Here is a 25,721-nt window from a genome sequence, read left to right as displayed (position 1 = left end):
CTTTTTTCACTTTCTAAGTGCTAGCTGCGCAGCAATGGTTACAGCATTGAACCTGGCTGCATCCGATGAACATGACCAAGTCGCGAACATGGTCAGGTAATATGGCGGCCGGGGTCCATTGCCCCGTGCAAAACGCGCAACACCAAGATTCCGTCGGGCGTTGGACGATAGTAAACGGCATGGGAGACGTGTTCGTAACGGCGAAGGCCTTCGCGCACAGTACTGTAGTCACTCCCCATGCTCGGGTTCTCAGCAATAAAGTCGATGCGCGCATTCAGTGCGATGGCGTAGCGCTCGGCCTGTGCCTGGCCGAATTGCTCAATGCCATAGAGATAAATGTCGATCAGGTCGCGTTCGGCGTCCCTTGTGAGTTCAATCTGCGCCAAGCAACAAGCCCTTCTGCCGCGCTTCCTGGCGTGCCGCTTCCAGTACTTCGGGCAATGAACGTTCGCTGACGCCGCTCTGCTCCGCGCGGTCGAGAATGGTGCGCAGCTCTCTGATCGCGTTTTCCCGGCGCTCCTGGTCGCGCCGGACGAGATCGCGGAAGTATTCGCTCACATTGCCGTAGCGACCGGCACTGATCTGAGCTTCAACCCATTCATTCATCTGATCGGGCATCGAAATGGTCAATCTGGACATGGCAGAGCCTCCGCTGTTTAACAAATCATAATAGTTCATACTAATTGCAGCAAGTAGCCGCCATCTGGCCGTCAGTCGCGTGCCGCGGTAATGGTAGGCAATGTCAGTTGGCAACTCACGCTCGGCCCGGAAGCCTAGATATGACAAAACTTTCGCAACAAATATATTTAATTGCGATTGTAAATATCATATATGGGTACTAAAGTGCAACAAAGTGATAACGACAACCACTATGGAAGGGGGCGGTGTGAGCATACTGAAACGATTAAGAATCGAGGCGGAGAAAACCCAGGAGGAACTGGCGAGCATGGTCGGGGTCTCGACCAGCGTATATCAGCGGATTGAACAGGATCCCGAGTATGCATCGCCGCGTGTCCTGATGAAGCTCTGCAGAATCCTCGGTACCGACATGGATCGGGTTCTTGAGCCCGAAGTAGAGTGCAGACGGCCGGAGATTCACAACCCCTATCAGGCGCTCTTCGCTCGATTGGGCTTACTGGATTCCTATCTGGCGGATTATGAAACGGGCAATGAGGCGACTGCTAACCTCGTGGCGATGACACGCCTCTCCATGTCTCTGGCACGACAAAAGCCTAATCTTGGTGTAATGGGCCGTTCTGATGCTGGGAAAAGCCACTTCATCAATACTCTGCTCGGTAGCACCGCCCTCCCAGCTCAGCTGCAACCCACCACCAGCGCAGTGACAATCCTCCGCCACATCGCCGACAAACCTCAATGGCAAAACGAGGATGTCCTCATCTTCAAGGAGTTGGTGGCCATCGCTAAGTTGAACGATGAGGCCTTTTGTACGGACCCGAAGCGCTTTTATGCATCAGGCGGGATTGAGCTCCTTTCCTCAGAAATCGTCCACGACCACTTCGATAGCAGCGCGACAGAAGCCTATAGCTGCGTGGTCTATGTTGAGTCGGACATCTTGAATGCCTGTAACATCGTGGACTCTCCTGGATTCGCGAATACCGACGCTGAGCGGGAGGAACAGAGCGACACCGCGAAAGCATTGTCCATGCTGCAGATGCTCGATGTCCTGGTGTATATGTCCCCGATTACGGGTTGCATGGATCACACCGACATGGTGTCGCTGAGATCGGTTTTTAAAACCTTGAACATGCCTGAGGCGGCAAATGACAAGTTACCGCCCCTCGGAAATCTCTTCATTGTGACCAGCCAGGCGGCGCCGCATATCTCGGAGAAAGATCTGCAGGGCATGATCGAAAAGGCTGCTCGGCGTGTATTCAGCCACTTTGAAACACCGGATGGTTCAGGGGCCCTGGAAGAGCGCGGTTCCAAATCCGGGAAAGGCATCACCGAAACCACGTTGAAGGCGCGGTGGTACAGTTTCTGGAGTTCTACGCCTGAGCGCAGTGATCCACTGATTGGTGATCTGTGTCATTACCTGCAGTCAGGTATCGCGGATACGGTTAAGTCCTCGGCTGATGGGCTGGTGGATAGACTCAAGGAAGAAGGCAGCGAATCACTCCAGAGCTACCTCGGCGCGGCGGAAAACCAGATTATCAAGTACGAACAACTGCTCGAGGATAGCAGGCTTGCGCTTGAACCCGTGGCGATCGCCAAGCGCTTCGAGGAAATTGAGGAAACCCGAACAGAGCTTCTGGCGGTGGTTGCCGAAGCTCGCAACAACGCGCTCAAGGAATCCCAAGAGAATATGCAGAGCATATTGGAGCAGCCAAAACTGGAAGCGCTTATAAAGGACAAATACAAGGACAAGAAAGAAGCCCAGGAGTACGCCGCCAGCCTAGTAACGGATCGTATACAGACTGCCGTTGAGCAGGCCTTCAAACTACATGGGACGAAGGTGGAGGCTTCGATCTCGGAAAGGCTGGAGCAATGCTCAGCAGTCATGAACAAGGTCGAGCTCGACAAGGACTCGGTTAGCATACCATTCGATGCCAAAGGGTATTTTACCGGTGGAATGATCGGTGCCGGTATGGCGGCTGGATTGGGCATCTACGCGTCCACCATGGGCGCATTGGGGGGCTATGCAGTTGTCGCTCAGGCGGTGGGCATATTGTCATCCATGGGTGTAGGTTTCGCCTGGAGTGGGGGTACTGCGGGCATCATTTCCGGTGTCGCGACGATTGGTGGGCCCGTCGTCGTCACCGCCGCTCTGGCTGCTGGCGTGGTATTGCTGGGGAAACGGTTATTCGGTGATTCCTGGCAGCGACGACTTTCGAAGCAGTTGCTCAAGGTTTTCGAGGAGCAGCAGGTGACGGAAAAGCTCCTGGGCAGTGTCGACACTGCGTTCGATAATCTCGATTCGTCGGTCAGAGACGGTTGCCAGGGCCTGAAGGATGGCTACCACGCCTATATCGCGGAGTTGCAGAAACTCGTCGAAAACCCGGTGCAGTCACGGGCGGATCTCGCTGCCAGTGTCGATCAGTACCGGAGGGATCTGGCTTTTTTTCTCGGAGCTCCCTGGGCTCAGGCCTAGTGGAGCGAGAAAGAAAGTCATATTTGGGCTTGAAGCGCTCGTTGGAAACACCACTGCAGGGCCGAGATCAGAACGTTTTGCGATGTCCTGAGTGTCAGTCGGACAAGGTAGGCGAGAATCTGATAAGAGTGAACAAAGCCGGCTCGATAGGCCCGGGCACTGCAGCCATAGGAGGTTTAATGGCCGCGAATGTGCTCTCAGGTGCAGGAGCGACTATCGGCATGGTTGGTGGGCCACCGGGGATGGTCGCTGGCGCACTCATTGGTGGTGGTCTTGGGTATTTGCTTGGCAAAGGTACAAAGAAAGAGGCGATTCATTTGTCAGATAACGACGCTCAGTCAATGCCTAAGTACCAATGCACCAACTGCCAACACTGCTTTAACACCTACTAACCTTCTCGCCAGTAGTGTCACGCCAGCTTGCCTAAGCGCCCTGTAAACCAAGGGTCTTCTGTGCGTCTCTTGTGACATTTCTAATGCAAATCTTAGTAATTGGAATGTTGGTAGAAAAAAGGGAATCCAGCTGGATTCCCTGTAAAGGTGATGCCCTGGCGGGTGCTGTCAGATCAAGCCATTCTCAGCGAAAGAGTAGCTGCCTTTTTCTGACACGATGAGGTGATCTAGAACCCGTATATCCAGCAGCCCGAGCCCAGAACACAAGCGCTCGGTGATCCGGCGATCTGCGGCGCTGGGCTCGGTAACACCACTGGGGTGGTTGTGCCCGAAGATGACCGCAGCGGCATTGTGCTGCAGAGCCAGCTTCGCTACTTCCCTCGGGTAAACCGCTGCCCCATCCAGGGTGCCGTGAAAGAGATCTTCCACGGCGATGATCTGATGTTGATTGTTGAGGTAGATCACCGTAAACACCTCGCGTTCCTCAGCGCCGATCCGCAAGCGCAGAAATTCCCGGGTCTTATGGGGGCTACTGAGCGTTTCACCATAGCTCCGTCCAGCTTCCTCCAAAAAGCCGATCGCGGCCTCAATCACTGCCTCTTTCGAGGCATATTGCAAAGTCTCCATTTTGTCGCACCTTGAAAATACCTCCCGAGATGCGCCCAACGGGACGTATCCCGTTGGGAGGATGCCTTGCGGCGTTATTGTTAAAGCAAAGGCCACCAGCTCGCGCGGGTGACCTTTGCAGGCTCTGGACTAGGCGTCCGGGTTATCGTCTTTGGGTTTGGGAGGGAACGCTACCAGCTCACCGCTGATCGCAATTCCGGGCTGGATGAGCAAATTGAAGCCCTCACCCTTACTGTGGGGAAACAGCTTCCCCACCTGGGTGTAGTTCTTGCGCTGCTCACCGCCAGCCTCAAACTCCTCGACAACGTACACGTTCAAATGCTTTGCCATGGATCCATCTCCTGTCAGGTAAAAGATCCGCCAGAGCCTCGTCCCGTAGGGCGCGATGCCCCAACGGGAGATGCGGAAAACTCCGCGACTTAATGCTGCTGTGAGCAGCGACTAAGTGACATTAACCTTCAGGGAAGTGGGAAAAGCTGTCAATGGAAGGGTTCTTACAGAGGGTCAGGGCGCGTGTGATCAGCGAAGGCGCCGCCACTCCCAGGGCGGGATGGGGTTGCTGTCCTGCCACAGGCCACGGCGGGCCGCTTTCGCCTCGCGTTGTGCCTGCGCCAGTTGATGATCGTTGCGTGCGTAGCGTTCGTACCACCAGGCCCAGCCATCGCGCACCAGGGCGAGGTTGATGTTCTGGCCATTGCGATAGACGGTACCCACCGTTCTTCCATAGCGGTCAGTATCCTGGATAACAACGCCGATGCGCTGGCCGGCGACATGAGCTTCCAGTGCTTCCCTGGCAGCGTTGCCGTAGGGTTGGCCCCGTTCCGGGGTATCGATGCCATGCAGCCGGATCTTGTGCTGGGTGTTACTCGCATCGAGCAGGGTGAGCGTATCGCCATCGGCGATACGGACCACTTTGCCAGACAGGTCATACTGCGGTGCAGATTCGCTGGGCGTACTGATCGTCTGATCGACGATACCGGCTGCATTGGCTTGGAGGTCCGACAGGCTGTCACGGGTACTGGCCAGTGCGCTATCCAGTGAGGCCCGGGCCGATTGCACCAGGTCGCCACTGGGCAGATCAATGGTGGCGGTCTGGTGGCGAATAGTTTGATCGATCCAGCGCAGCGACTGGGTGACCCAGGTGACGTTGCCTTCGATCAGGTACTGCCCGACGCTGCCGAGCACAAACAGGGTCAGTAGGGTACGGGAGGACAAGAGCCGCCAGCGGCGAGTGCGTGAAAAGGGGAGGATACGGGCCATGGGCCGCAAGTTTAGCACCGTCGGGCCGATTGTCGGCCGGATGTTCCCGCGATTCTTGAACGTTGTGGGTCTTGGGAGAAAAGCTGCCCCGGAAGTCCGGGGCAGGTGAGGCTTCAGTCGATGGCGCGCAGGATGTCCTGGCATTCAGCGTGTTCCAGCGCCCAGTCACGCAGGGCATAGAACAACTTGTTGAAATGCTCAGGCTCCGGTACGGACCACGCCAGATGGTTGATGGCCACCAGACTGACCACGATACCTGCGGCGTCGGTGGACAGCCTACCCTCGAAGCAGTTGCCCTGACAGACCACCTGGATGTGACTGTCCGACAGGGCAGGGGAGAGGTAGCAGCCGCCGTTGGACAGCTCCCACATATCCCACATGCCGCCGTGATAGTCGGGGCACAGTCGGTCCATGGTCTGGAAGATCATCGCTTCCAGTTGCAGGAAGTACTGACCTGCATACTTGGGGAAAAACCCGGGACGCTGATCATCACGGACAATGCTGCGAATGATCGGCGGATCCTCGTGTATCTCCCCAAACCGGGTAGGCCTCGTCGTATAAAAAACAACCTTCTGCTGTACAGACATGGATCAATCTCCTTGACGTTGAATGATCCGCTGAAGCCTTCTCCCGTGGGGCGAGGCCCCAACGGGTAATGCGGATGAACCGCAACTCAATGCTGCCGAGGGCAGCGATCAAGTAGCTTCAAGATCGAGTACTGGTGGTTTGCTGTCAATGGAAGGTTTGTAACCGAGGCCGTGCGTTATCGACAGATATACGCTACCCGGTAATGGCGTGGGCTGGACATCGCGTACACTCAGCACCCTGGCTCTTCCAATCGTAGACTATCAACATGCAGATCATCGGCATCGATTGTTCCACCAATCCCAAGGGCATGGGCTTTGCCCTTGGGCGCATAGCCGATGGGTGCTGCCAGGTTGAAACAGCGGTGGCTGGTACCTGTCATGCTGAGCATGTGAAGCGGGTGTGTCAATGGCTAGCATCAGGCACGCCGACCTTGCTTTGCGTCGATGCACCCTTGGGATGGCCAGCGCCGCTCGCGCCATCCCTCTGCGCACATGTAGCGGGCCGCCCCGTCCCAGAGGTGGCCGATCAGCTATTTCGTCGGGAGACAGACCGCGACGTCAAGCGCCGACTGAACAAGCAGCCACTCGATGTCGGGGCGGACCGTATCGCCCGGACCGCTCATGCTGCCTTGGTATTTCTCGAAGCGCTGCGCAAAGCCACCGGTGCGCCGTTGCCGATGGCCTGGTCTCCCGACGGTGTGAAAGGCCACAGTGTCATCGAAGTCTACCCAGCGGCTACGCTGGTGGCGCGTGGCTTCAAAGCCTCGGGCTACAAAAAGCCCGAACACATTCCGGAGCGTCAGGAAATTCTCACTGCGCTGGGCAACGTAATGGAACTGCCAGAGGATCCGGAACCCCTACTGAACAGCGCTGACGCGCTCGATGCTGCGGTGTGTGTTCTCGCGGGATTTGATTTCCTGTGCGGGGCCTGTCCCGCTCCGGCAGATCCAGAGCGCGCCCGGAAAGAAGGGTGGATCTGGGTGTGCTCTCCATCCACCTGATCACTGTACTGCTGGTCCGTGTCAGGTGGTAAAAAACGCGAACCAGTGCGGGGGCAGCTCGTCGGTATAGCTGAACTGCCCATCCCGGTACTCACCGACAAAGGCCATTGGGTGATCCGCCTGTGAATTGTCATAGAAACGGCAACGATCACAGAGGGGCAGCGCGGCCTTTACATTGGCCATGGTCCGGGGAATCCGGCTGGTCACTTTCTCCTCGGGTACATTGTGCCCCCCTTCGCCGACACGTTGGGCAACCCTGGCCAGGTTCAAGCCACTGCTTTCGAGGTGGATGTACACCAGAATGATCTGGTAGCCCCGGGCCTTGGCTGTACCCAGGAAATCGATCTTCGAGGTGTGGGAGAACACGGTCTCAAAGCAGAAGTTCCGGCCTTCCTGGACGAGTTGCTCACGCAGCTGTGTAGCAGCGGCCGCCGCTTCATAGCTGTTGCTTTCGGGGTCGTCCGGGAAGGCGGCCTTGGCGAGCACATCCGCATTCACGAAGGGAATGCCTTGCGGCGCCAGGAACTCGCGATAGAACGTGCTCTTGCCGGCGCCATTGCCGCCTGCCAGCACCCACAATTGAGGCATGCTAGTGCGCAGCCGCTGCAGGGTTGACTGGCTGGAACTGTCCGTTGCGGAAGGTCCCCACGGTGACCGCGCCATCGGGTGCGATCCGTTCCAGCAAGCCCGGATTGGCCCCGCTGGCCTGGTAACGGACCGCACTGGCAGTGACCCGCTCAGCCAGCTCTCCTGAGGCACGTGCGCGCTCAACCTCGCCAAAGACGGCGTCGGGATCGATGGGCTCTGCCTCCAGGTTCTCGATTTGCAGTCTGGCTATGCCGGCCTGAAGGGAGGTGATCTGCTCCGGGGTGGCTATACGCGCCAGTACCTGCCCCAGTGAGGCCCAGTACTCGATCTGTCCAGCGACGCTGCGGTGAGCCAGTTTACGGGCCTGCTCAGCGGCCTCCACAAGGGTGCTTTCCAGGCGAAGCGGGGTACTGGATTTAGCCATAGTCTATTGCTCCTTGGTCACTCGAAACTCAAGCCATGTAGCGAATGGCTACGCTTCCATTGTAGCAAATAGCTACAATCTTGCAATCGCGTAGGTCGACGGCTGCCTATCGGCGATGCCATGGGCGGGATGGCGAAGTGAGTGGCCTATACTGTCGATGGAATAAGCTGTCAGGTAATGGTTTTGGGGGGAGGTCAGATGTGTGCGGTCTAGCGCCATGCGACGTGGGACCGGCCGATTGGGCGGCACGGTGGTATAGCTGATGTGTGGTCGCTTGAACCAGAACCCTGAGCACGTTCACTCCTGGCGGGAGTACCGCGGCTTTCTGGAGCTGGAGATCCCCCGCATCAATGTGGCGCCCACGGAGTCACTGGCGCTGATCCGGGAAGGGCGGATCGATCTGGCCCGCTGGTGGCTGACGCCGAGTTGGTCGGATGGCCCGAGCCAAAAATACAGTATGTTCAATGCTCGCAGTGAAAAGCTCACCCAGTCGCCCGCGTTCCGGGGGCCTTTCAAGTCACAGCGGGGCCTTGTACCGATGGGCAGCTTCATCGAGTGGCGGACTTCGGATGGCAAGAAGCGGCCCTGGTCGATTCACAGGGAAGGCGAAACTCTTTACGCAGCCGCCCTGTGGGATGAATGGCAGGGGGAATCTGAGACGCTGCTGTCTTGTACCATCGTCACCACTGCGGCGGCGAAACCCTTTGAGCCGTGGCATCACCGGATGCCGGTGCTACTGGAGGGCGAAGAGGTCGAGCGCTGGCTGGACAGCAGCGCCACTATTGCTGCAAATGACCCTATGTTTGCTCCTCGCCTCAAGTTTGCCTGGAAAGTTAACCCATTGCCGACTGCGGTGGGCAATGCCCGCAACAAATCAGCCGAGCTCATGGAGCCTGTCGGCGACGCTGTCGAACTGGATGCAGAAGCGGATCCAGCGGCGTAATCGATACACGACACTGACGCTGATCTCTCAGGCCATTGCCACGGTGCTCTTCGGTAGCGCCATGTCCCGGACATGATCCCTCTGGGGTGAGATAGAGCCTGGCGCCCGTTTTGGTTTAGTCCAGGCATCCCCCACCCTTCGTTCGCTCGTCCCTCGCGCCCTGCAAGGCGGGCGGTTCCCCCTGCCTGGACACACCAAAGCCGGTCGACGGTGCGCGTGTCGCGCATGGGGTGGGGTCTTCGCCCCCAGAGGGATGGGAGTTGGAAAAACCCCACGGCGAGGAGCGAGACATGGGCATTCAGATCAGAACCACCTTTGAAATCATTACCCCAGACAGTGCGGAACACGGTGAGGCGGCGGAGCGCGGCTGGGTCGATGAGGAAGGCACAGAATATGGATTCCGCGAGCTGGTGGAGCTCGCCAGGTCTGGCGCGGTCTCCAGCTCTGATCCTGCCCCGTCAGCCTGGCTGACGGTGTACAAGTACGACGAGGATTACAGCACTGGCGCGGTGGAGAACCGCAGCTACCACCCGGTGAGTGCGCGGGATGCGCGGTACTTCGCCAAGGCGATGCAGGCGGCGGGCTTGTGGCGATAGGGGATACGGCGGCAATGCTTGTATTTAGTATGTATTGTATGTATAGTACATACATACAATACATACATGAGGCCGCCCGAATGAAGATTAAACCAGACATCAAGGACAAGATCATCGCCGCCGCCAACGCCCTGGCGGGCGAGGGCAACGACAACCCCACCAACGACCAGGTCCGGGAGCGGATGGGCGGTGGTTCCCTGTCCCATATCTCCCCGGTGATGCGCGAGTGGCGCGAGGCACGCAAGGCCGACGTTGTTGCTGCGCTTGAAATGCCCGCCGACCTCAAAAAGGCCATCGAGACATCGGTAGGGCAGGTGTGGACGGCTGCCAGCAAACTGGCGTCGGTGACCGTAGATACCATTCGACAGGAAGCGGAAGCCGCTATTACCGCAGCCACTGGCGAGCGTGATGAGGCGCTGGGTGAGATCAGCCGGCTGGAGAGCCGTATCAGTGAATTGCAGCAGGCGCTGGCCGAGAAGGAAAAAGCCCTTCAGCAGGCCCAGGCGGCAGTGGAGCAGGAGCGTGCGCAGAATGCCAAGTTGGCCAGTGACAATGCCGCACTGGCAACCCGGGTCGATGACCGGGATGAACAACTCAAGGGCCTGAAGACAGAGCTCAAGGAAGCCCGGGGCGATACCAAGGCGCTACAGGCGGAGCTGGTCAAGATCGCCCGGGATTCGAACCTGGAAAAGTGAGGTAGAATGTTCCTCAAGGAACAAATAGGCGAGCTAATGAAGCACCAGGGGCAGGCCAATAAGTCGGCGCGGGCACAACTACAAGGCAAGTTGTCCGTGGATGTGGAGGACGTTGAACGACGGCGGCTCTACAAGGCGGATTTTGCCCTGGAAGTTCCTTTAACCTATGACCAGCGCCGCGCCCTGGATGATGCCGCTCAGAGCCGGAAGGAGCCTGCGGGCCGGGTGTTGGCCCGCGTGGTCGACACACCGGATCCAGAAACCGGCAGGGACATTGAGGTCCTGACGGGCTGGGATACGCTGAGCGCGCATATCGATAATGACGCTTATGCGCCCTGGGTGCGGATCAGCGTAATCGATGCTGACGATGAGGATGCCGTGTTCTACGCCATCCAGCACGCCTACGAAGAAGCAAAGGCCAGCGGCTATCCCGTCACCGCCATCGAGTACGCCGAGGCGGTGCAGCGGGCCCGGCAGCGCTTCGCGGAAAGCATTCCCACCCTGACCCGGATGGCGACCGCCCTGCGGATTGGCAGGCCCACATTGGCCAACCGCCTGGCCCTGCTGGACAAGCTGTGCCCCCACCTCATTCAGCTGACCCGAACCGGGCAGATCCCCGAGACTGCAGCAAAAGCCATTGCCTCGATCCCTGATGAAAAGGAGCAGATTCGTTACGCGGAAGCCTACCTGAAGAACCCGATGCCCATCGCCGCGCTGTACGCGCTAATGCAAAGCGGATCAGCGGCGAAGGAGGGTAGGGCAGCGCCACGTGGCGAAGAAATACCGGAACCACACCCTGGAGAACAGGTATTTGTCGCGACGGTTGAAAAGGCGGTTGGCGTTCCGGTGGTCCTGGCACAATCGGGGGATAGCGAAGGACGCCTGGAATTGTGGTTACGGTACGAATCCATACAAGAGCTTGCGGTCATCACCGCGAAACTCACCGAGCTGATGGGTGGCGCAGCAGACCTGCATGGCGAGCTTGTATTGAGCCCTAAGACGGTGACTCAGCTCCTGGCGGCCACGATTCCGGAGTAAGGCTGGCTTCAGGAAGGCACTTAAAAAAACAAGGAGCCCGGAGGCTCCTTGTCGGGTCGGCTTGAAGCCGGGAAGCTCAGCTGAAAATCAACTGGCTGAGCATGACGATAGTTGCCGCCACACAGGATGCTCCTACCACAATGATCGCGTAGTCGCGGCCTTTCAGTAGTTTATCCCTGTCTGACTTCATCACATCATCCTCCACAGCTCGTTACCTGCTGCACGATCCAGGCAATGGTTGAGCCCACGATGGTGCCCGTCAGGGCAATGGCCTTCAGGATAAACTCGGCCTTCCATCGCCGGTTGTCACCTTCAATCTCCAGCTTTAGCCGTTCGATTTCCAGGTGCAACCGCGCATTTTCCAGTGCCAGGTGTGCCGCCTCCGGGGTATTCTGATTAGTGTTGGACATAGTATGCCCTCGCACTCTTCGATGACCACGGTGGTGGATTGAGCGGCGCAATTTTGACGCACTTGCTGTCTTCCTCCCAGGATACCCGCACGGTAAGCGCCACCGGCCCCCTTGTGCTGGCGACGAGAATCGCGAAATCCGCGTGCTCCCTCCCATTGGAAAACAAATCTACCGCTTCCGCGGCTTTGTTCACCAGTGAGGCAAGGCTCGGGTTGTCCGGGTTCTGCGTGAGTTCCCACAGCTCATCGTCGATGAGGATGGGGTTCAGGAACCCCAGGACAGGGAATCGCGCATCACCGCTTTCCGGGCAGACCAGACCGACCGCCTTGCTGATATTGCTCATAGTAGTGCTCCTTTCGGATAGACACCGAGCAACATCTCCCATCGGGTGAGTTACCCGATGGGTTGATTACAGATGCGGACAGGCCGCTACCTACATGCTACTGAGAGTAGCCACGAGGTCCCCTAAACATGGCAAGTGGCGCCAGGCGAGTCAATGGAAGCTTTTGCAGGTAGGATTGGTGAGTGGAAAAACGGAAAGCCTATGTAGTTGATCGCGCAGCTGAAATGCTTTCATGAAGGTCAGCTCTTATCGGCATTGATTTAAACGGGCTGACGTTGGTGCCGCCAGTGTTGCCTGTTGGTACCCAACCAAAAGCCGTTTTAGTTGCCGCACCAAGTATTCGAAACAACTGGCCGAGTATTTCTTTTACTCTGCAATTCCGTATCGCCCAATTGAGCATTACTAACCTTCTCGCCAGTAGTGTCACGCCAGCTTGCCTAAGCGCCCTGTAAACCAAGGGTCTTCTGTGCGTCTCTTGTGACATTTCTAATGCAAATCTTAGTAATACATGAACGCGAACATGCCAATAGGTCGATTCCTGACCTAGTACATGTGCGTTTTCGTAATGGCTGAATTCGGCAGAAATGTTCCCCTTCTCGCGAGCAATCGACGCTCTGTTTAATTCGGCGTGGATGAATGGCGCAATATTTCCCGAAAACTCACTAATCATGTCAAGTTCCTTAATGCCAGTTTCTATCCGAATGAGATTGCCCCGCCGGCAAACATTAACAGTTCTTGGTTGATCCCGGCTCGCCTTTGGGTTGACTAGTCGGGGTGTCGTAGCTCCCCGCCAGATTCTTCAGGATTCCACATTGTTCAACGGTCTTTTGTTGGTCACAACTGTGCCGCAGCGCGATAAGATCATCTCTTAGCCGCGAGAGTTCAATGATTCGGTTCTCGACCTGTGCGATGTGGTCATCCATCAATCGGTTTATCTCGTCACATCGCTCTTGCGGCGCCTGTTTTAAGGATACGAGGCGTCGAATTTCTGGAAGGCTGATATCCAGATTACGGCAGTGCTTGATAAACAGGAGCTGATGCAGAGTTGACTCGTCGTACAAACGAAAATTTCCCTCGCTCCTCGCCGGCGCGGTCAACAGAGCTTCCTTCTCGTAGTGGCGAATAGTCTGTACCGAGCAGCCAGACTGCTTCGCCAACTCGCCAATTTTCACAATAAGCCCCTTGACTCTATAGTTACAATAGATATTACGCTTTGTTCCAATGAGAGAGCAAGCGGCGGCTATATGACAGATCGGTGTTGTGAAGGACTGGAGAAAACGCCTGACCCTGGTGGGATTCCAGGCGGCCAGCCTAGGACAAACTGCGATTCATTGACCAGTGGCTTCGCTTCAGAATATCTGGTACCCAAAATGGATTGTCCGTCGGAAGAGGGGTTAATCAGGACCGCTCTGGGTGGGTCACATCTAGCCCAGGCATTGGAGTTCGATCTTCCGAGTCGCAGGGTGGTCGTCTATCACAATGGCGATACCGACGCCATAACTGAGCGAATCGTAAGTCTAGGTTTAGGGGCCGAGTATCTTGGTAGCAGCGCGGTATCAGCGGAGCAGATGAATAGGCACCAATCCGGCGCGCGTGAAATGGCGCAGCGGGAATCCGGTGTTCTCAAGTTGTTGCTACTCGTTAACGCAATAATGTTTGTGGTTGAGTTCGTCGCTGGCTGGTGGGCCCAATCGACTGGGTTGTTGGCTGATTCGCTGGACATGTTTGCTGACGCGGCGGTTTATGGGGTTGCTCTCTATGCAGTGGGTCATAGTGCCAAGACAAAGGTTCGGGCAGCCCATTTTGCGGGATGGCTACAACTGTTCCTGGCACTCATTGCCCTGTCGGAAGTTGGAAGGCGGTTCGTCTTCGGTAGTGAACCGGAATCGGTGTTGATGATTGGCTTCGGGTTGCTCGCGCTAGTGGCTAACACCACATGCCTGACCCTGATTGCCAGAAGCAAAGACAGTGGCGCTCACATGAAGGCCAGTTGGATATTCTCGGCGAACGATGTCATCGCGAATCTCGGTGTCGTACTCGGTGGCATTCTGGTCGGCTGGACGGGGTCTCGATACCCAGATCTTATAATAGGTCTTATAGTCGGCGTAATCGTGCTGAATGGTGCCAGACGAATTCTATCGATCAAGGCGTGAACAATGGAATGTGTTTCATTAACGTTGCGAGCATTGGCAGCGGTGGAGAAAATAGTGCATCCCCTGTACAGCAATGTCAGTTTTCCTGACTTGACTCTGCCTAATGACCTCCCTAGCATTCAAGCCTCGATGCTTCAAGGGGCTTTGACTTGATGTCAAAAGCTTGGACGACAATAGTGCTTGGGATAGTGATGGTGGTTCAAACCCTCTCCATCATATCCGACGTAGCGCCGTCGCACCTTGGTGACATCCACTTGGGGGAACAGCACTCCCATGCCGGTTTCGATGGCCACCTCTCCTTCAATGATGATACCTTTAGCGCGTCGACTACGCAGTCAACCGAACTCTCTGATCATTGCCTGGGTGACCACTGTCACGGTTCACACCTATTGGTGATCATGACTATAGCTGATGCCCCGACACTGAAGCCGGCGCCGTACTACTCCAGTTACCGGGTTCATCATACAGCCACCTACATCGGTTCACTCCTTCGCCCACCCATCGCCTGATCCTGTAAATCAGCCCCGCCAGGGGATTCACTTACTGTTGATTTCACAGGAATCATGCAATGCGATACTACAAATTTTTGTGGCGCCCATGCCGTGGGTTGCCCGCGAAATTATTGGTCCTATGCCTAAGCGTACTCGGCCTACCGCCGGGGACGGCACAGGCAGACATGTCAACGCTGACACTCGTCGATGCTGTCGCACGCTCCCTCAAGCAGAATCCTTCGCTTGAGGTATTTTCAATGCGCCTGCAAGGGTTGGACGGGCAGCGACTCGCTGCGGACCAGAATCCCGCGCTGGAACTTGGGTTCGAGGCGGAGAATGTTCTGGGTTCGGGGAACTACCGGAATCTCGATGGGGCGGAATACACCCTCTCCCTTTCTTCGGTCATCGAGTTGGGCGACAAGCGTACCGCGCGCAACCAGGCGGTTTCGGGTCGTTATGGTCTCGTAGATGCCGAACGTCGCGCGGAAGCGCTAAGTCTAATCGGCGATATTACTCGTACTTTTATCAGTACTCTTGCACTGCAGGAAAAGCAGCGCCTCGCCAAAGAAGCCGTAAACCTTGCAAAGGACACCCTCGACATCGTTACGCAGAGGGCAGAACGCGGTGCCACGCCACAAGCAGAGGTGCTGCGTGCACGGGCACAAATGAAGGAGATCTCACTGGATCAGGAAAGACTCCAGGCGGCTCTCGACAGTAGCCTGATGGCTATGGCCGCCTTACTTGGCATGGAAAGCACGGATTTCAACCGACTCAGTGGCGATCTGTTTGCCTTTACTGCTCCAGCGAATTTTTCAGCATTGTTCGAGCGCGCAAGCAATAGTCCAGATATTCAAGTATTCGCCAGCGAACAACGCATGAGAGATGCAGAGCTAGCGCTTGTCCGCAGTCAATCACGTAGTGATCTCCGCTGGCAGATCGGGGCTCGATACTTCGAGGAAAGTGGAGATTCCGCGCTAGTGGCGGGCGTCTCCGTACCCCTGTTCTCGGACAGCCGTAACCAGGGAAGGATACAGGCAGCACAGGCGGCCCGTGAAGCAGTGAGCCTGCGACGTGATGGCGCTCTTTTAAAGCTCCGTGCCCGTCTCTATGAAGCCTACCAACTTCATGTTCAGGCTGTGGACGCCGCGACAACTATGCAGAGCGAGGTGATTCCGGACCTTGAAAGAGCATTGGGGCTCACTCGGGACGCCTATGAACAGGGTCGTTATAGCTATATCGAGTGGCAATCGGCTCAACGGGACTTGCTGACAGGCCAGCGGAATCTGGTGGATGCAGCGACCAGGGCCCTGCTCAATCAGGCCTTAATCGAACAATTGACAGGCGAGTCACTGGTTTCATCAGCCACTGGCTCCAGCCTTTGAACGCACAGGATAACCGATCATGAATCAACTACAGATACTGTTAGTAGTCGCGGGCGCACTGTGCTTCGTGTGGCTTCCAACATACGCCGCCGAATCCTCGGACTCAGTGGCGCAAGAGCATGGAGAAAAGGGAAGGCATCACGATGACCACGAGGAGGTGGAGGCCCGCGTTCGGATTAACCACGCATTGGCCGAACAGTCCGGTTTGAAAGTGGAAGAGGCGCACGCTCAGGTAGTGACGGAGACCCTAACAAGCTATGGGCGCCTGGTGACAGACCCCGAGCAGTTGGCGCATGTCACCGGTCGTTTCAGTGGACAGGTGCGTCGAGTGGCAGTGAGTCTTGGTGATACGGTCAAGGCGGGTGATACTCTTGCGATTATCGAATCCAATGAAAGCCTGCAGTCCTATACTCTGGTCGCGCCGATTGCTGGCACCATTTCACAGCGCAATGTCAATGTTGGTGAGCTAGTGAACGGGCAGCCCCTGTTCGCTATTGTCAATCTCGATACCCTTTGGGCTGAACTGAAGATATTCCCAGGACAACGCAAGGACGTCAGAATCGGTCAGCAGGCGCGATTTGCCATCGAAGATAAGACTTACGACGGCAAAATCATGCATCTGTTGCCAAGCCAGAATAATGCCCCCTACGTTATTGCTCGTGTTGCTGTTGATAATCGCCAAGGGCTGCTGTCACCGGGTTTACTGGTGACTGCGAAGATCGTCGTTGATGCCTCCGAAGTACCTCTGGCCGTCGACCGGCGGGCTATACAGCAGTTTGAGAATCAGGCCGTGGTGTTCGTTCAAGAGGGAGAGACCTATGAACCTCGCCCTTTGGAGCTGGGTCGCAGCGACGAGCGAATCGCCGAAGTGCGGTCTGGTTTGCAGCCCGGTGACAGGTACGTTGTCGAGAACAGCTACCTGATCAAAGCCGATTTGGAAAAATCCAGCGCCAGTCACGAACACTAACAGGAGGCAGGTATGATTGATGCCATCGTACGCCTCTCAGTTGAGCGGCGTTATATTATTCTATCCCTGATTTTTATTGTTGTCGGACTGGGCGTTTGGAGTTTTCAACGACTACCCATCGACGCAGTTCCGGATATCACCAATATCCAGGTTCAGATCAACACCGAAGCGGAAGGCTACTCGCCTCTTGAAGTAGAGCAGCGGGTGACATTTCCGGTTGAAACTGCGCTCTACGGGCTACCCAGACTTGCCTACACACGTTCATTATCAAGGTATGGTCTATCCCAGATCACGGTTGTTTTTGAAGAAGGCACGGATATTTACTTTGCCCGCAACCTGATCACTGAACGATTGGGCGCTATAAAAGGCGTTCTGCCCCCAGGCCTTGAACCAACCATGGGGCCAATTTCAACCGGCCTCGGTGAGATTTTTATGTACACGGTAACGGCGGAAGCCGGAGCTGTTCAGATGAACGGAGAGCCCTGGGATGCCACAGCACTTCGCGAAGTACAGGACTGGATAATCCGCCCTCAGCTTGCCCAGGTTCCCGGGGTAGTGGAAATCAACACCATCGGCGGATACGACAAGCAATACCACGTCACGCCGTACCCGGACAAATTGCTTGAGTTAGGCATAAGTCTGGCCGATGTATCCGAAGCGCTGCGCGCCAATAACGACAACCGGGGCGCGGGATACATTGAGGAAAATGGACAACAACTTCTGGTGCGGTCCCCGGGATTACTGAAGAACATCGCAGAGATTGAGCAGGTAGTCATAGCCAACCGGGACGGAGCGCCCGTAAGGGTGGGCGATGTGGCGGACGTCGCGATTGGCAAGGAGCTGCGCACAGGCGCGGCAACCCGAGATGGTGAGGAAACGGTACTTGGCACTGCGATGATGTTGATGGGGGAGAACTCCCAAAGCGTAGCGCAGGCCGTGGGTGAACGACTGGGAAGCATTCGTCCTTCACTACCGGATGGCGTCAACCTGGAAATGGTTTACGACCGTACCGCGCTTGTAGATCGCGCCATTGCCACCGTGCAAAAAAACCTGCTCGAAGGCGCGCTGCTGGTCATCGTGATCTTGTTGCTATTGCTAGGCAATCTGCGGGCGGCATTGATCACTGCCGCGATCATCCCCTTATCCATGCTGGCGACGATCAGCGGTATGGTTCGAACCGGTGTGTCTGCAAATCTAATGAGCCTGGGCGCACTGGATTTTGGTCTGATTGTAGACGGCGCGGTGATAATCGTTGAGAACTGCATACGGCGTCTGGCAGAGACACAGGCTGGGAACGGAGAGCGTCTCCCGCTCAAGGAACGTCTCCAGTTGGTGTACGAAGCCACAACGGAAGTGGTCCGACCGGCATTGTTCGGTGTGGCAATTATTACTGTGGTTTACATCCCCATTTTTAGCCTCACGGGTGTGGAAGGTAAGATGTTCCATCCGATGGCGGCCACCGTCGTCATGGCGCTCCTCGCTGCAATGGTGTTTTCGCTCACTCTCGTACCCGCCGCTGTCGCCATTTTCATGAATGGCAAGGTAGAGGAAAAGGAAAGCCGTGTCATACGTTCCGCCAAATCGCTCTATCAACCGATGCTTGAGAATGCTCTGAAATTCCGCTGGGCGGTACTGGGCTGCGCGAGTGCCTTATTGGCCGGCAGTCTCTGGTTGGCCACCACCCTGGGAACGGAGTTTGTACCCCAACTGGCCGAAGGCGATTTCGCCCTCCAGGCTTTACGAGCACCCGGTACAGGCCTGGAACAAGCGCTGGCTATGCAGGAACAGTTGGAGAAGCGTATAAAGGCGTTTCCTGAAGTGGATAAGGTATTCGCGCGCACCGGTACAGCGGAAGTCGCAACGGACGCGATGCCCCCCAATATTTCCGATATTTATGTCATCGTTAAGCCAAGAGATCAGTGGCCTGATCCTGGTAAATCACGTGAGGCCCTGATTGACGAAGTTCAGGAAGCAGTCGAGCCCCTGCCCGGCAATAACTACGAGTTCACCCAACCTATCGAAATGCGCTTCAATGAGCTCATTTCCGGTGTGCGCGCGGATTTGGGCATCAAGGTATTTGGCGACGACCTGGATCAGCTGCTGGACTCGGCCAATGCGGTGATGGGAGTGGTGCAGTCGGTAGCGGGAGCCGCTGACGTAAGGGTGGAACAGGTAACGGGACTTCCCATGTTGTCCGTTCACCCCAGACGCATGGCACTGGCGCGCTATGGACTAACTATCGATGCGCTACAGGATTTGGTTGCCGCGGCAGTTGGTGGTGAGAATGCCGGGATGATCTACGAGGGGGATCGGCGGTTCCAGTTGGTGGTTCGTCTGCCTGAAGCGATTCGCCGTAATGTTGATGGGCTCGGTGATCTACCGATTACTTTGCCGGATGGTGAGTTTGTACCGCTTTCCGAAGTCGCGACAGTGGAGCTTGCGCCGGCGCCGAACCAGATTAGCCGCGAGAACGGTAAACGGCGCGTAGTTGTCACAGCCAACGTACGTGGCCGGGATCTGGGCAGCTTTGTGTCCGAGATACAACAACGTATCAGCGATGAAGTGGATCTTCCTGCGGGTTACTGGTTGGATTACGGCGGAACCTTCGAGCAACTACAGTCTGCCACTCAGCGACTGTTAGTGGTGGTGCCAGTGACGTTGGCTATCATTGTGGCTTTACTGGTAATGGCATTTGGTTCGCTTAAAGACGCATTGATCATATTTAGCGGTGTTCCGCTTGCGCTCACCGGTGGTGTGTTGATGCTGTGGCTGCGCGATATGCCGCTTTCAATTTCCGCTGGCGTCGGCTTTATTGCGCTATCCGGCGTCGCGGTACTGAACGGTCTCGTCATGGTTGCCTTCATCCGCGATCTGTGGCATCAGAATGGCCATTTGATGACGGCGGTTGTCGATGGAGCCCTGGTCCGACTGCGACCGGTACTTATGACGGCGCTCGTAGCCAGTCTTGGTTTTGTTCCAATGGCCCTCAATACCGGGACCGGAGCCGAGGTGCAGCGACCACTCGCAACGGTGGTCATCGGTGGGATTATCTCGTCGACCCTGCTGACACTGTTTGTGCTGCCGGTGCTGTATTCAATGTTACATAAGGAGAACATAAGGAGAGTCGACCATGAATGACAGCGTCCGGTTTAGACAGAGCGACGCTGGCCAGATGTGCTGTTACCGGGCGAATTGCCTGATGGGAGAAGGGGCCAGTGCAACCAGGTTTGAAGCGGTGAATGATCACGAGAGATTCTTCAGGCGTTTCTGCTAGCGAAGCGGTGGATCGAGGCGGTAGTGATTAACTAACGAGGTTCGTTATGACACGAATATTGTGGGAATTTGAAAATGCATGTTCATGACCACAACGATACCGGTAGCTCCAGGCGAATTGGCCTCGTGTTTTTCCTCAATCTGAGCTTCACCGTCATTGAGTTCATCGGTGGGGTCCTAACCAATAGCACAGCGATCATGGCCGACGCTGTGCATGACCTTGGGGATTCAGTGTCCATCGGCGGAGCGTGGTTGCTTGACCGTTTGAGTAAAAGGTCGCCGGACGATTATTTTACATATGGCTACCGTCGACTCAGTTTGTTAGGGGCACTAATTAATGGCCTTGTACTGGTTGCGGGTTCCATCTGGGTGCTAAGTGAGGCTGTTCCACGATTGGCTGATCCAGTCATGCCCGTCACCGAAGGCATGGTGGCTCTGGCCTTGTTGGGAGTTAGTGTCAACGGTGTTGCCGCATACCGCCTTAGCAAGGGAAGGACACTTAACGAAAAGGTGCTGAACTGGCATTTACTGGAGGATGTGCTGGGTTGGGTGGCGGTTCTAGTCGTATCAGTCATTTTGATGTTCACAGACTGGCCGATTCTTGATCCGTTGTTATCCGTAGCGTTTACACTGTTTATCCTCATGAATGTAATGCGAAATCTGTGGGCGACAGGCAAGTTATTCGTGCAGGCTGCTCCAAACAAAACGCTTACAAACAAGGTTCGAAAAATCCTGCTGAATATCGAGGGTGTACGTGATATTCACCATCAGCACCTGTGGTCGTTGGATGGAGAACATCACGTACTTACTGCGCATGTTGTGGTGGAACATCAGGGCCGATTCGATCCAGAATTTTATTCCGATATTAAGAGGTCGATTTCTAACAGTCTGGAGGGCCTCCAACTGTCTCATACGACTATCGAAATTGAACTGGAAAAAGAGACCTGTCGCGATGAATCCAGGTGAAACCTACGCCTGTAAATACGACATACGTCGCAATGAACTGGAAAGTCCACTATTTAGGAATTATTAGAAGGCTCTACCATGCAGAGATCAGGTCAAACGCGCGTCCCGACCATTGCTGAAATGTCACCGGGCCTGTAGGTCATCCAGGGCCATCGCCATGTGGAAAATGGATACTGCGATCATGAAAATCAGAGCGAACCTCGGCGTATGCGCCCGAGCGGTCCCCCTGCGCCTCGAACGTGATAGGTTCGCAGATAGCAATGCTGGGTATGGTAATAAGCATGTTTGCACCGTGTGACACCTAGCTTGGTGAGGTGACTATAGGGTCGTGGAAAATTTGATCAACGACCGCATTGCGCTGATTGTGCCTGGTCGGAATAGAGCATTATGCTGAGCTGGAAACCGGTACCTATTCTAAGGGGTGTCCAATGTCACCACTGACTACACTATGCTTGTTCCTAGCGACGGCTTTGGCAGAGATCATCGGCTGTTATCTGCCGTATCTATGGTTGTGTGAGGGGAAATCAGTCTGGCTATTAGCGCCTGCAGCTCTCTGCCTTGCAGTGTTCGCGTGGTTACTGACCCTGCATCCAACAGCCGCAGGCAGAGTATATGCGGCCTATGGTGGCTATATATATTTGTAGCAATCCTGTGGTTGTGGGCAGTCGATGGAATTCGTCCAACCGCTTGGGACATAGTAGGTTCGGGGATAGCAATATTCGGTATGGCAATTATCATATTTGCGCCGCACTCCCCATCAACAGATGACTGCAGCACTGCACATGTCGTCGAATCTATTGGCTCGCAGTGTTACACAGCCCTAAATCGACGGTGGACAGACAGTAAATGTGATTGCAGGGCCGGACTGGATGGGGTAGGATACGCGCCGCCCCTTAGGGGAGTAGTCTTCTCCTGGCGAGAGAGCCTGTCAACATACTTGAACCCTCAATGGTTCATGGCAGGTTCCTGCCGCTCTTGGCGGTAGTGGCAAGACCTGAGGCAATGCAAAGCACCCAGAGCGGGAGTGAGTTGCGTTGCCTTTGTCTTTCACTTATCCCGCCAGAGTATCTTCAATGGACGCATTTCTTACTCCTACGCTAACGGTCGCTCTGGCCGAAATCGGCGATAAGACCCAACTTTTATCCCTGGTTCTCGCTACGCGCTTTCGTAACAAGTGGGGTATTGTCCTCGGAATCCTGGTTGCAACTCTGGTCAACCATGGTGTTTCTGCTTGGCTAGGTGGCTGGATTGGTCAGTTTCTCCAAGGCCCGAAAGGCCGCTGGCTGATCGGTGCTAGTTTCATCGCACTTGGCCTGTGGCTGCTGATCCCGGACAAAGATGATAGTGGCGAAGGTAAGTTTCAGCACTTGGGGGTCCTAGGGATTTTGCCCCCAAATATTGCAAAAACCGCCAGAGGCCGCGCCAGCCGTGACTTCTGGAGGCCCATTACTTATCGTTTGTCGGCCGGTAGCCTTCAATCGATGCCATTAAATCCTCAAGTTTTGGCAGATCGCCTGTCTGTGCGAACGTGTATCTACCCCGGAGGTTGATATTCTCCCAGGCTACAGGTGAGGCCCGCTTTACTGTCTCCAAAGATATTGCATTGCCTTGATCCTCAAAGCTGTCCAGCAGATTGCTGAGCACTTTTGAGTTGAAGTAGATGATGGCGTTTGCCACCAGTCTGGCACTTTCGTTCCAGATCTGGATCTCCTCGTCGCTATTGCCCCGGAATCGGTCGCCATTGACGTGGCTAATCGCCCGTCGCAGCTGGTGATAGGCTTCACCCCGATTCAACGCTCGCTGCACGTGATTTCTGAGACTGGCGTCGTCAATGTAGTTCAGCAGATACTGGGCTTTCAGCAGCCGGTTATATTCGGTCAACGCCTCCAATAACGGGTGAGTGTGCTTGTAGCCGGATAGTTTACGCACTAACCTGGCCTGGCTGGTCTTCCGCTGAGCCAAAGAGACGGCAATCCGCTGTATGGTGTCCCAGTGAGCCATGATGCGCTGCGTGTTGATCGGCTTGCGCAACGATATATTCACTTGCTGGTTCTTGTCTTCGGTGATGTTGAATAGTTCATTGATGACCCTGCCAACCTGGGCATATCGGGGTGCAAACCGATATCCGAACAGGTCGAGCAGGGCAAAGTTCACATGGTTTACTCCATGAGTGTCAGTTGAGAGCATGTCGGGGACAATTTCAGTACTGTTGTTCATCAACAGGTCAAAGATGTAATGGGACTCGTGTTCGTTGGCCCCGATTACCCGGGCATTGATGGCCATATGATTGGCATTCAGACTGACCGCGGACACGCCTTTGCTGGTTCCGAAGTATTTTGAGGAATACCGTGTGCGGAATGTCTCGCGTTTGGCTTCGAACTTCTGACCATCGGCACTGGCGTGCAGACTATCTTCCTGAATGTTGTAGTGCTTGAAAATACTCAGTTGCGTGGTCGCGTTGTTGATGCGGTCATTGGACGCATTCAGGGTTTCTAACCGAAGGTAGTTTGCTTGGATTGTGCTGAGTTGTTCATAGGTGCGGTCAGATATTTGCGCGATGCCATAGATGCCCTGATTAGTGGCATTGGCAATCAATATCGCCAGCAGGTCCACTTCGTACTGACGGCTTTTCGAGTTCATGCCCAGCACATGTTGGAAGTCATCAATGAACCCGGTGTCCCGGTCCACTACGCGCAATACATCGGTGATGCTGACCGCTTTCATTTGCTGGAAGAACGGGTTATTCACCAGGTGTTTCTTGCTGGCTGTAGGCAACCGCCAGTGATGTTTGCCATCTTTCGGCCTCAGAATGACGTCCCTGTTATCTGAACACTCCAGATAGTGGCTGACGTCGTGCAACCGAAGCGTCAGCTCATCCGCCATCCGTGGTATCAGACGTTTCGGATCCTCGCTGATATTGGGTTGCTGAGTGCTATCAACCAATGCCTGCTTCTGGTTTTTCCAGATCTCTGGCTTCACCAGATCATCTTCTAGCGCCCGATATCGAATGACTTCCGGCAGCGTCAACTGGCCGTTCAACCGGTTGGGTATCTGCAGATACAAAAACCATTCATACCTGGATTTGTCTATACTGCAATCGGGTTTCGACAGCAATGGCCGTGTGGCTTTCGGTAGTAAGCGCTGATCAATGCAGGTATCGCCGAGCATACTACCGGCGATCAAATCCCATCGAGCTTGGTCCAGGGCCCAGGCTAACCGCCGTGTTTTGTCAGTACCGTCAAAACGCAGGCAGCAAAAGAGCGAACGCAACAGTCCGGTTCGCAATGCGGACTCCGTATCCAGGTGCTGCCAGAATGCCTCCTCCGCCGACTGTTTCTGATTACTCAGGTATCGGCAGACTGAGCTCAGGTCGCTGACATTGAGAAACTGGAATGCCCGTTGCTGTACAGCGTGAAACGACGTATTGGGGTCAATGCTGTCATCAACGAACAGGTGTAAGATATCAGCAGCTTTGCTCACATTGCGAGCGGCCTTTTGCCAATCCCGGTAGACCCGTTCCCGGGCCATTTGACGGGCACGTTGCTTCACTTGTCGGAGGTGATGTATAAACCCTTCCGCAATACGATCCAGGGCCTGCTGGTGCCGCGACTGCAGATAGCACAGCAAGTACAGGCGCTGGTTAGCAAGCGATTGACGTTTAAGTTTGGCACCGTAATAGTCAACTCGTTCGGCATAGTGTTGCTGGTTTTTCTGAGAAAGAAAAAGTGACTCCAGTACAGTCGCCACATCATTCATCCACGGCTGAATATGGTGATACACGGCTATTTCTTTTTGCAACTCGGTGCCGGTAAAATTGCGGGCGCTCTGGCGCAGTTGCTGGAATGTAAACTGGCCTTCACCGGAAACCAGTGTGAGCAACATAGCTGATAGACCTTGGCTGCAAGCGGCGTCGATCTGGTCATACAATCGTTTCTGGTGCTGGCCAATAGCCTGACTGACGATCTTCTGCAGCGTACTATAGGCAGGAATTGCGATTTTCTGGCGAGCCAAATATTCGATCGCAGCGTCAAAGAGTGCTCGAGGTTCCACCCAGCTTTCAGCACAGGTACACAAGTGTTCAACAAGCTGTGGCTGATGTCTTTTATCGTTCCAGTTGCTGACGCCGACAATCGATAGAACACGCGCATAGATGCGGGATTTTTGGTCCGGTTTCAGGCTAAAACGCCTGAACGTAAGGTCCCTATAGTGAAATCGGGCTATGAATGCCAAGTCGTCCTGCATTGACTTGTACCTTGGGTTAAGCAGGACCGGTTTGCATTTGAAGTAGCCCAGCAACGCAATTGCCACACAACGATATTTGCGTTGCCTTATTCTCGATATCTCCGCTAGTTCTTTGTCATTCAGCGCAAAGTAGAACCGTTGGTAGGACTCATTGAAGGATGGGACGCCGTATAGATCCTCGACTTCGGCAGCATTGAGGATGGATAACCGCTTGTTTCTGCTCATTCTTTGACC

At 55.3% G+C, this 25,721-nt stretch carries 26 protein-coding genes and 1 pseudogene; 14 read left to right on the top strand and 13 right to left on the bottom strand.

Translation table 11 applies throughout. The features are described 5' to 3' along the window. Positions 1 to 92 precede the first annotated feature (92 nt). Together DDZ17_RS21150 and DDZ17_RS21145 are read right to left on the bottom strand one after the other, a co-directional pair. Positions 93 to 386 carry a type II toxin-antitoxin system RelE/ParE family toxin gene (locus tag DDZ17_RS21150; protein WP_116369039.1) on the bottom strand — a complete coding sequence of 98 codons (294 nt, stop codon included), beginning with the start codon at positions 384 to 386 and terminating at the stop codon, positions 93 to 95. Beyond that, a complete protein-coding gene (locus tag DDZ17_RS21145) occupies positions 373 to 639 on the bottom strand; it encodes a type II toxin-antitoxin system ParD family antitoxin (RefSeq protein ID WP_116369077.1) in 267 nt (88 codons plus the stop codon). The genes DDZ17_RS21150 and DDZ17_RS21145 overlap by 14 nt, the downstream gene beginning before the upstream one ends. A gap of 247 nt (positions 640 to 886) precedes the next feature. Here DDZ17_RS21145 and DDZ17_RS21140 point away from each other — a divergent pair, with 247 nt between their 5' ends. Beyond that, positions 887 to 3,109 (top strand): helix-turn-helix domain-containing protein, encoded by a 2,223-nt coding sequence (locus DDZ17_RS21140; protein ID WP_158283731.1) that lies wholly within the window; start codon positions 887 to 889, stop codon positions 3,107 to 3,109. A 179-nt stretch (positions 3,110 to 3,288) separates the two neighbouring features. Beyond that, complete coding sequence (locus tag DDZ17_RS22570; protein ID WP_157976779.1) at positions 3,289 to 3,501, top strand: hypothetical protein; 213 nt, start codon at positions 3,289 to 3,291, stop codon at positions 3,499 to 3,501. A gap of 168 nt (positions 3,502 to 3,669) precedes the next feature. Here the strand turns inward: DDZ17_RS22570 and DDZ17_RS21135 are convergent, their stop codons facing one another. From DDZ17_RS21135 to DDZ17_RS21120, 4 genes are all read right to left on the bottom strand, one after another. Continuing rightward, positions 3,670 to 4,128, bottom strand: coding sequence for a JAB domain-containing protein (locus tag DDZ17_RS21135; RefSeq protein ID WP_116369037.1), 459 nt, complete (start codon positions 4,126 to 4,128; stop codon positions 3,670 to 3,672). A 129-nt stretch (positions 4,129 to 4,257) separates the two neighbouring features. Then, positions 4,258 to 4,458, bottom strand: a complete 201-nt coding sequence (locus DDZ17_RS21130; protein WP_116369036.1) for a hypothetical protein — start codon at positions 4,456 to 4,458, stop codon at positions 4,258 to 4,260. Positions 4,459 to 4,647: 189 nt separating this feature from the next. Then, complete coding sequence (locus DDZ17_RS21125) at positions 4,648 to 5,343, bottom strand: thermonuclease family protein (protein ID WP_199228098.1); 696 nt, start codon at positions 5,341 to 5,343, stop codon at positions 4,648 to 4,650. A gap of 158 nt (positions 5,344 to 5,501) precedes the next feature. Next, positions 5,502 to 5,975: an antirestriction protein gene (locus DDZ17_RS21120; RefSeq protein ID WP_116369034.1), complete on the bottom strand. Its 474-nt coding sequence runs from the start codon at positions 5,973 to 5,975 to the stop codon at positions 5,502 to 5,504. A 266-nt stretch (positions 5,976 to 6,241) separates the two neighbouring features. On the opposite strand from DDZ17_RS21120, the gene DDZ17_RS21115 reads away from it, so the two are divergent. Then, positions 6,242 to 6,976, top strand: coding sequence for a DUF429 domain-containing protein (locus tag DDZ17_RS21115; protein ID WP_116369033.1), 735 nt, complete (start codon positions 6,242 to 6,244; stop codon positions 6,974 to 6,976). Positions 6,977 to 6,997: 21 nt separating this feature from the next. Here DDZ17_RS21115 and DDZ17_RS21110 read toward each other — a convergent pair whose 3' ends face one another. Both DDZ17_RS21110 and DDZ17_RS21105 read right to left on the bottom strand, forming a co-directional pair. Continuing rightward, positions 6,998 to 7,564, bottom strand: coding sequence for an ATPase (locus DDZ17_RS21110; protein ID WP_116369032.1), 567 nt, complete (start codon positions 7,562 to 7,564; stop codon positions 6,998 to 7,000). Position 7,565: 1 nt separating this feature from the next. Next, entirely contained in the window at positions 7,566 to 7,988 is a 423-nt protein-coding gene (locus DDZ17_RS21105; protein WP_116369031.1) for a TA system antitoxin ParD family protein, read from the bottom strand. A 274-nt stretch (positions 7,989 to 8,262) separates the two neighbouring features. Here DDZ17_RS21105 and DDZ17_RS21100 point away from each other — a divergent pair, with 274 nt between their 5' ends. From DDZ17_RS21100 to DDZ17_RS21085, 4 genes are all read left to right on the top strand, one after another. Continuing rightward, positions 8,263 to 8,931, top strand: coding sequence for an SOS response-associated peptidase (locus DDZ17_RS21100; RefSeq protein ID WP_233248877.1), 669 nt, complete (start codon positions 8,263 to 8,265; stop codon positions 8,929 to 8,931). A gap of 290 nt (positions 8,932 to 9,221) precedes the next feature. Further along, the gene (locus tag DDZ17_RS21095) at positions 9,222 to 9,527 is read left to right on the top strand and encodes a hypothetical protein (RefSeq protein WP_116369029.1); all 306 of its coding nucleotides are present in this window, start codon (positions 9,222 to 9,224) and stop codon (positions 9,525 to 9,527) included. 80 nt (positions 9,528 to 9,607) lie between these two features. Further along, the gene (locus DDZ17_RS21090; protein WP_116369028.1) at positions 9,608 to 10,222 is read left to right on the top strand and encodes a DNA-binding protein; all 615 of its coding nucleotides are present in this window, start codon (positions 9,608 to 9,610) and stop codon (positions 10,220 to 10,222) included. A 6-nt stretch (positions 10,223 to 10,228) separates the two neighbouring features. Next, on the top strand, positions 10,229 to 11,260 hold the full coding sequence (locus tag DDZ17_RS21085; RefSeq protein ID WP_116369027.1) for a hypothetical protein: 1,032 nt from the start codon (positions 10,229 to 10,231) through the stop codon (positions 11,258 to 11,260). 194 nt (positions 11,261 to 11,454) lie between these two features. On the opposite strand, the gene DDZ17_RS21080 is transcribed toward DDZ17_RS21085, so the two are convergent. The 4 genes from DDZ17_RS21080 to cadR form a co-directional block, all read right to left on the bottom strand. Further along, a complete protein-coding gene (locus DDZ17_RS21080) occupies positions 11,455 to 11,670 on the bottom strand; it encodes a hypothetical protein (RefSeq protein ID WP_116369026.1) in 216 nt (71 codons plus the stop codon). Further along, complete coding sequence (locus DDZ17_RS21075) at positions 11,657 to 12,013, bottom strand: hypothetical protein (protein WP_116369025.1); 357 nt, start codon at positions 12,011 to 12,013, stop codon at positions 11,657 to 11,659. Before DDZ17_RS21075 ends, DDZ17_RS21080 begins: the two co-directional genes overlap by 14 nt. Before the next feature lie 199 nt (positions 12,014 to 12,212). Continuing rightward, positions 12,213 to 12,683, bottom strand: coding sequence for a DUF3703 domain-containing protein (locus DDZ17_RS21070; protein ID WP_116369024.1), 471 nt, complete (start codon positions 12,681 to 12,683; stop codon positions 12,213 to 12,215). Positions 12,684 to 12,738: 55 nt separating this feature from the next. Beyond that, positions 12,739 to 13,185, bottom strand: coding sequence for a Cd(II)/Pb(II)-responsive transcriptional regulator (gene cadR, locus DDZ17_RS21065; protein ID WP_116369023.1), 447 nt, complete (start codon positions 13,183 to 13,185; stop codon positions 12,739 to 12,741). 291 nt (positions 13,186 to 13,476) lie between these two features. Here cadR and DDZ17_RS21060 point away from each other — a divergent pair, with 291 nt between their 5' ends. The 7 genes and pseudogenes from DDZ17_RS21060 (at position 13,477) to DDZ17_RS22745 (ending at position 22,795) form a co-directional block, all read left to right on the top strand. Then, the gene (locus tag DDZ17_RS21060; RefSeq protein ID WP_241505991.1) at positions 13,477 to 14,166 is read left to right on the top strand and encodes a cation efflux transmembrane domain-containing protein; all 690 of its coding nucleotides are present in this window, start codon (positions 13,477 to 13,479) and stop codon (positions 14,164 to 14,166) included. 676 nt (positions 14,167 to 14,842) lie between these two features. Then, positions 14,843 to 16,039, top strand: a complete 1,197-nt coding sequence (locus tag DDZ17_RS21055; protein ID WP_206613620.1) for a TolC family protein — start codon at positions 14,843 to 14,845, stop codon at positions 16,037 to 16,039. Between the two features lie 19 nt (positions 16,040 to 16,058). Beyond that, positions 16,059 to 17,006 carry an efflux RND transporter periplasmic adaptor subunit gene (locus DDZ17_RS21050; protein WP_116369020.1) on the top strand — a complete coding sequence of 316 codons (948 nt, stop codon included), beginning with the start codon at positions 16,059 to 16,061 and terminating at the stop codon, positions 17,004 to 17,006. Positions 17,007 to 17,018: 12 nt separating this feature from the next. Beyond that, complete coding sequence (locus tag DDZ17_RS21045; protein ID WP_116369019.1) at positions 17,019 to 20,144, top strand: efflux RND transporter permease subunit; 3,126 nt, start codon at positions 17,019 to 17,021, stop codon at positions 20,142 to 20,144. Positions 20,145 to 20,354: 210 nt separating this feature from the next. Further along, positions 20,355 to 21,245, top strand: a complete 891-nt coding sequence (locus DDZ17_RS21040; RefSeq protein WP_116369018.1) for a cation diffusion facilitator family transporter — start codon at positions 20,355 to 20,357, stop codon at positions 21,243 to 21,245. Between the two features lie 428 nt (positions 21,246 to 21,673). Beyond that, positions 21,674 to 21,993, top strand: a pseudogene (locus DDZ17_RS22855) (YnfA family protein); the annotation flags it as partial. A 325-nt stretch (positions 21,994 to 22,318) separates the two neighbouring features. Next, positions 22,319 to 22,795: a TMEM165/GDT1 family protein gene (locus DDZ17_RS22745; RefSeq protein WP_206613619.1), complete on the top strand. Its 477-nt coding sequence runs from the start codon at positions 22,319 to 22,321 to the stop codon at positions 22,793 to 22,795. Here the strand turns inward: DDZ17_RS22745 and DDZ17_RS21025 are convergent. Further along, positions 22,692 to 25,712 (bottom strand): Tn3 family transposase, encoded by a 3,021-nt coding sequence (locus tag DDZ17_RS21025; RefSeq protein ID WP_116369017.1) that lies wholly within the window; start codon positions 25,710 to 25,712, stop codon positions 22,692 to 22,694. The two genes, DDZ17_RS22745 and DDZ17_RS21025, sit on opposite strands and share 104 nt — an antisense overlap. Between the last annotated feature and the right edge of the window lie 9 nt (positions 25,713 to 25,721).

It is taken from the genome of Parahaliea mediterranea, from assembly GCF_003402235.1.
Lineage (GTDB): Bacteria > Pseudomonadota > Gammaproteobacteria > Pseudomonadales > Halieaceae > Parahaliea > Parahaliea mediterranea.
The sequence above is the reverse complement of the archived record's forward strand: the minus strand, read 5'-3'. Positions and strand labels throughout refer to the sequence as shown.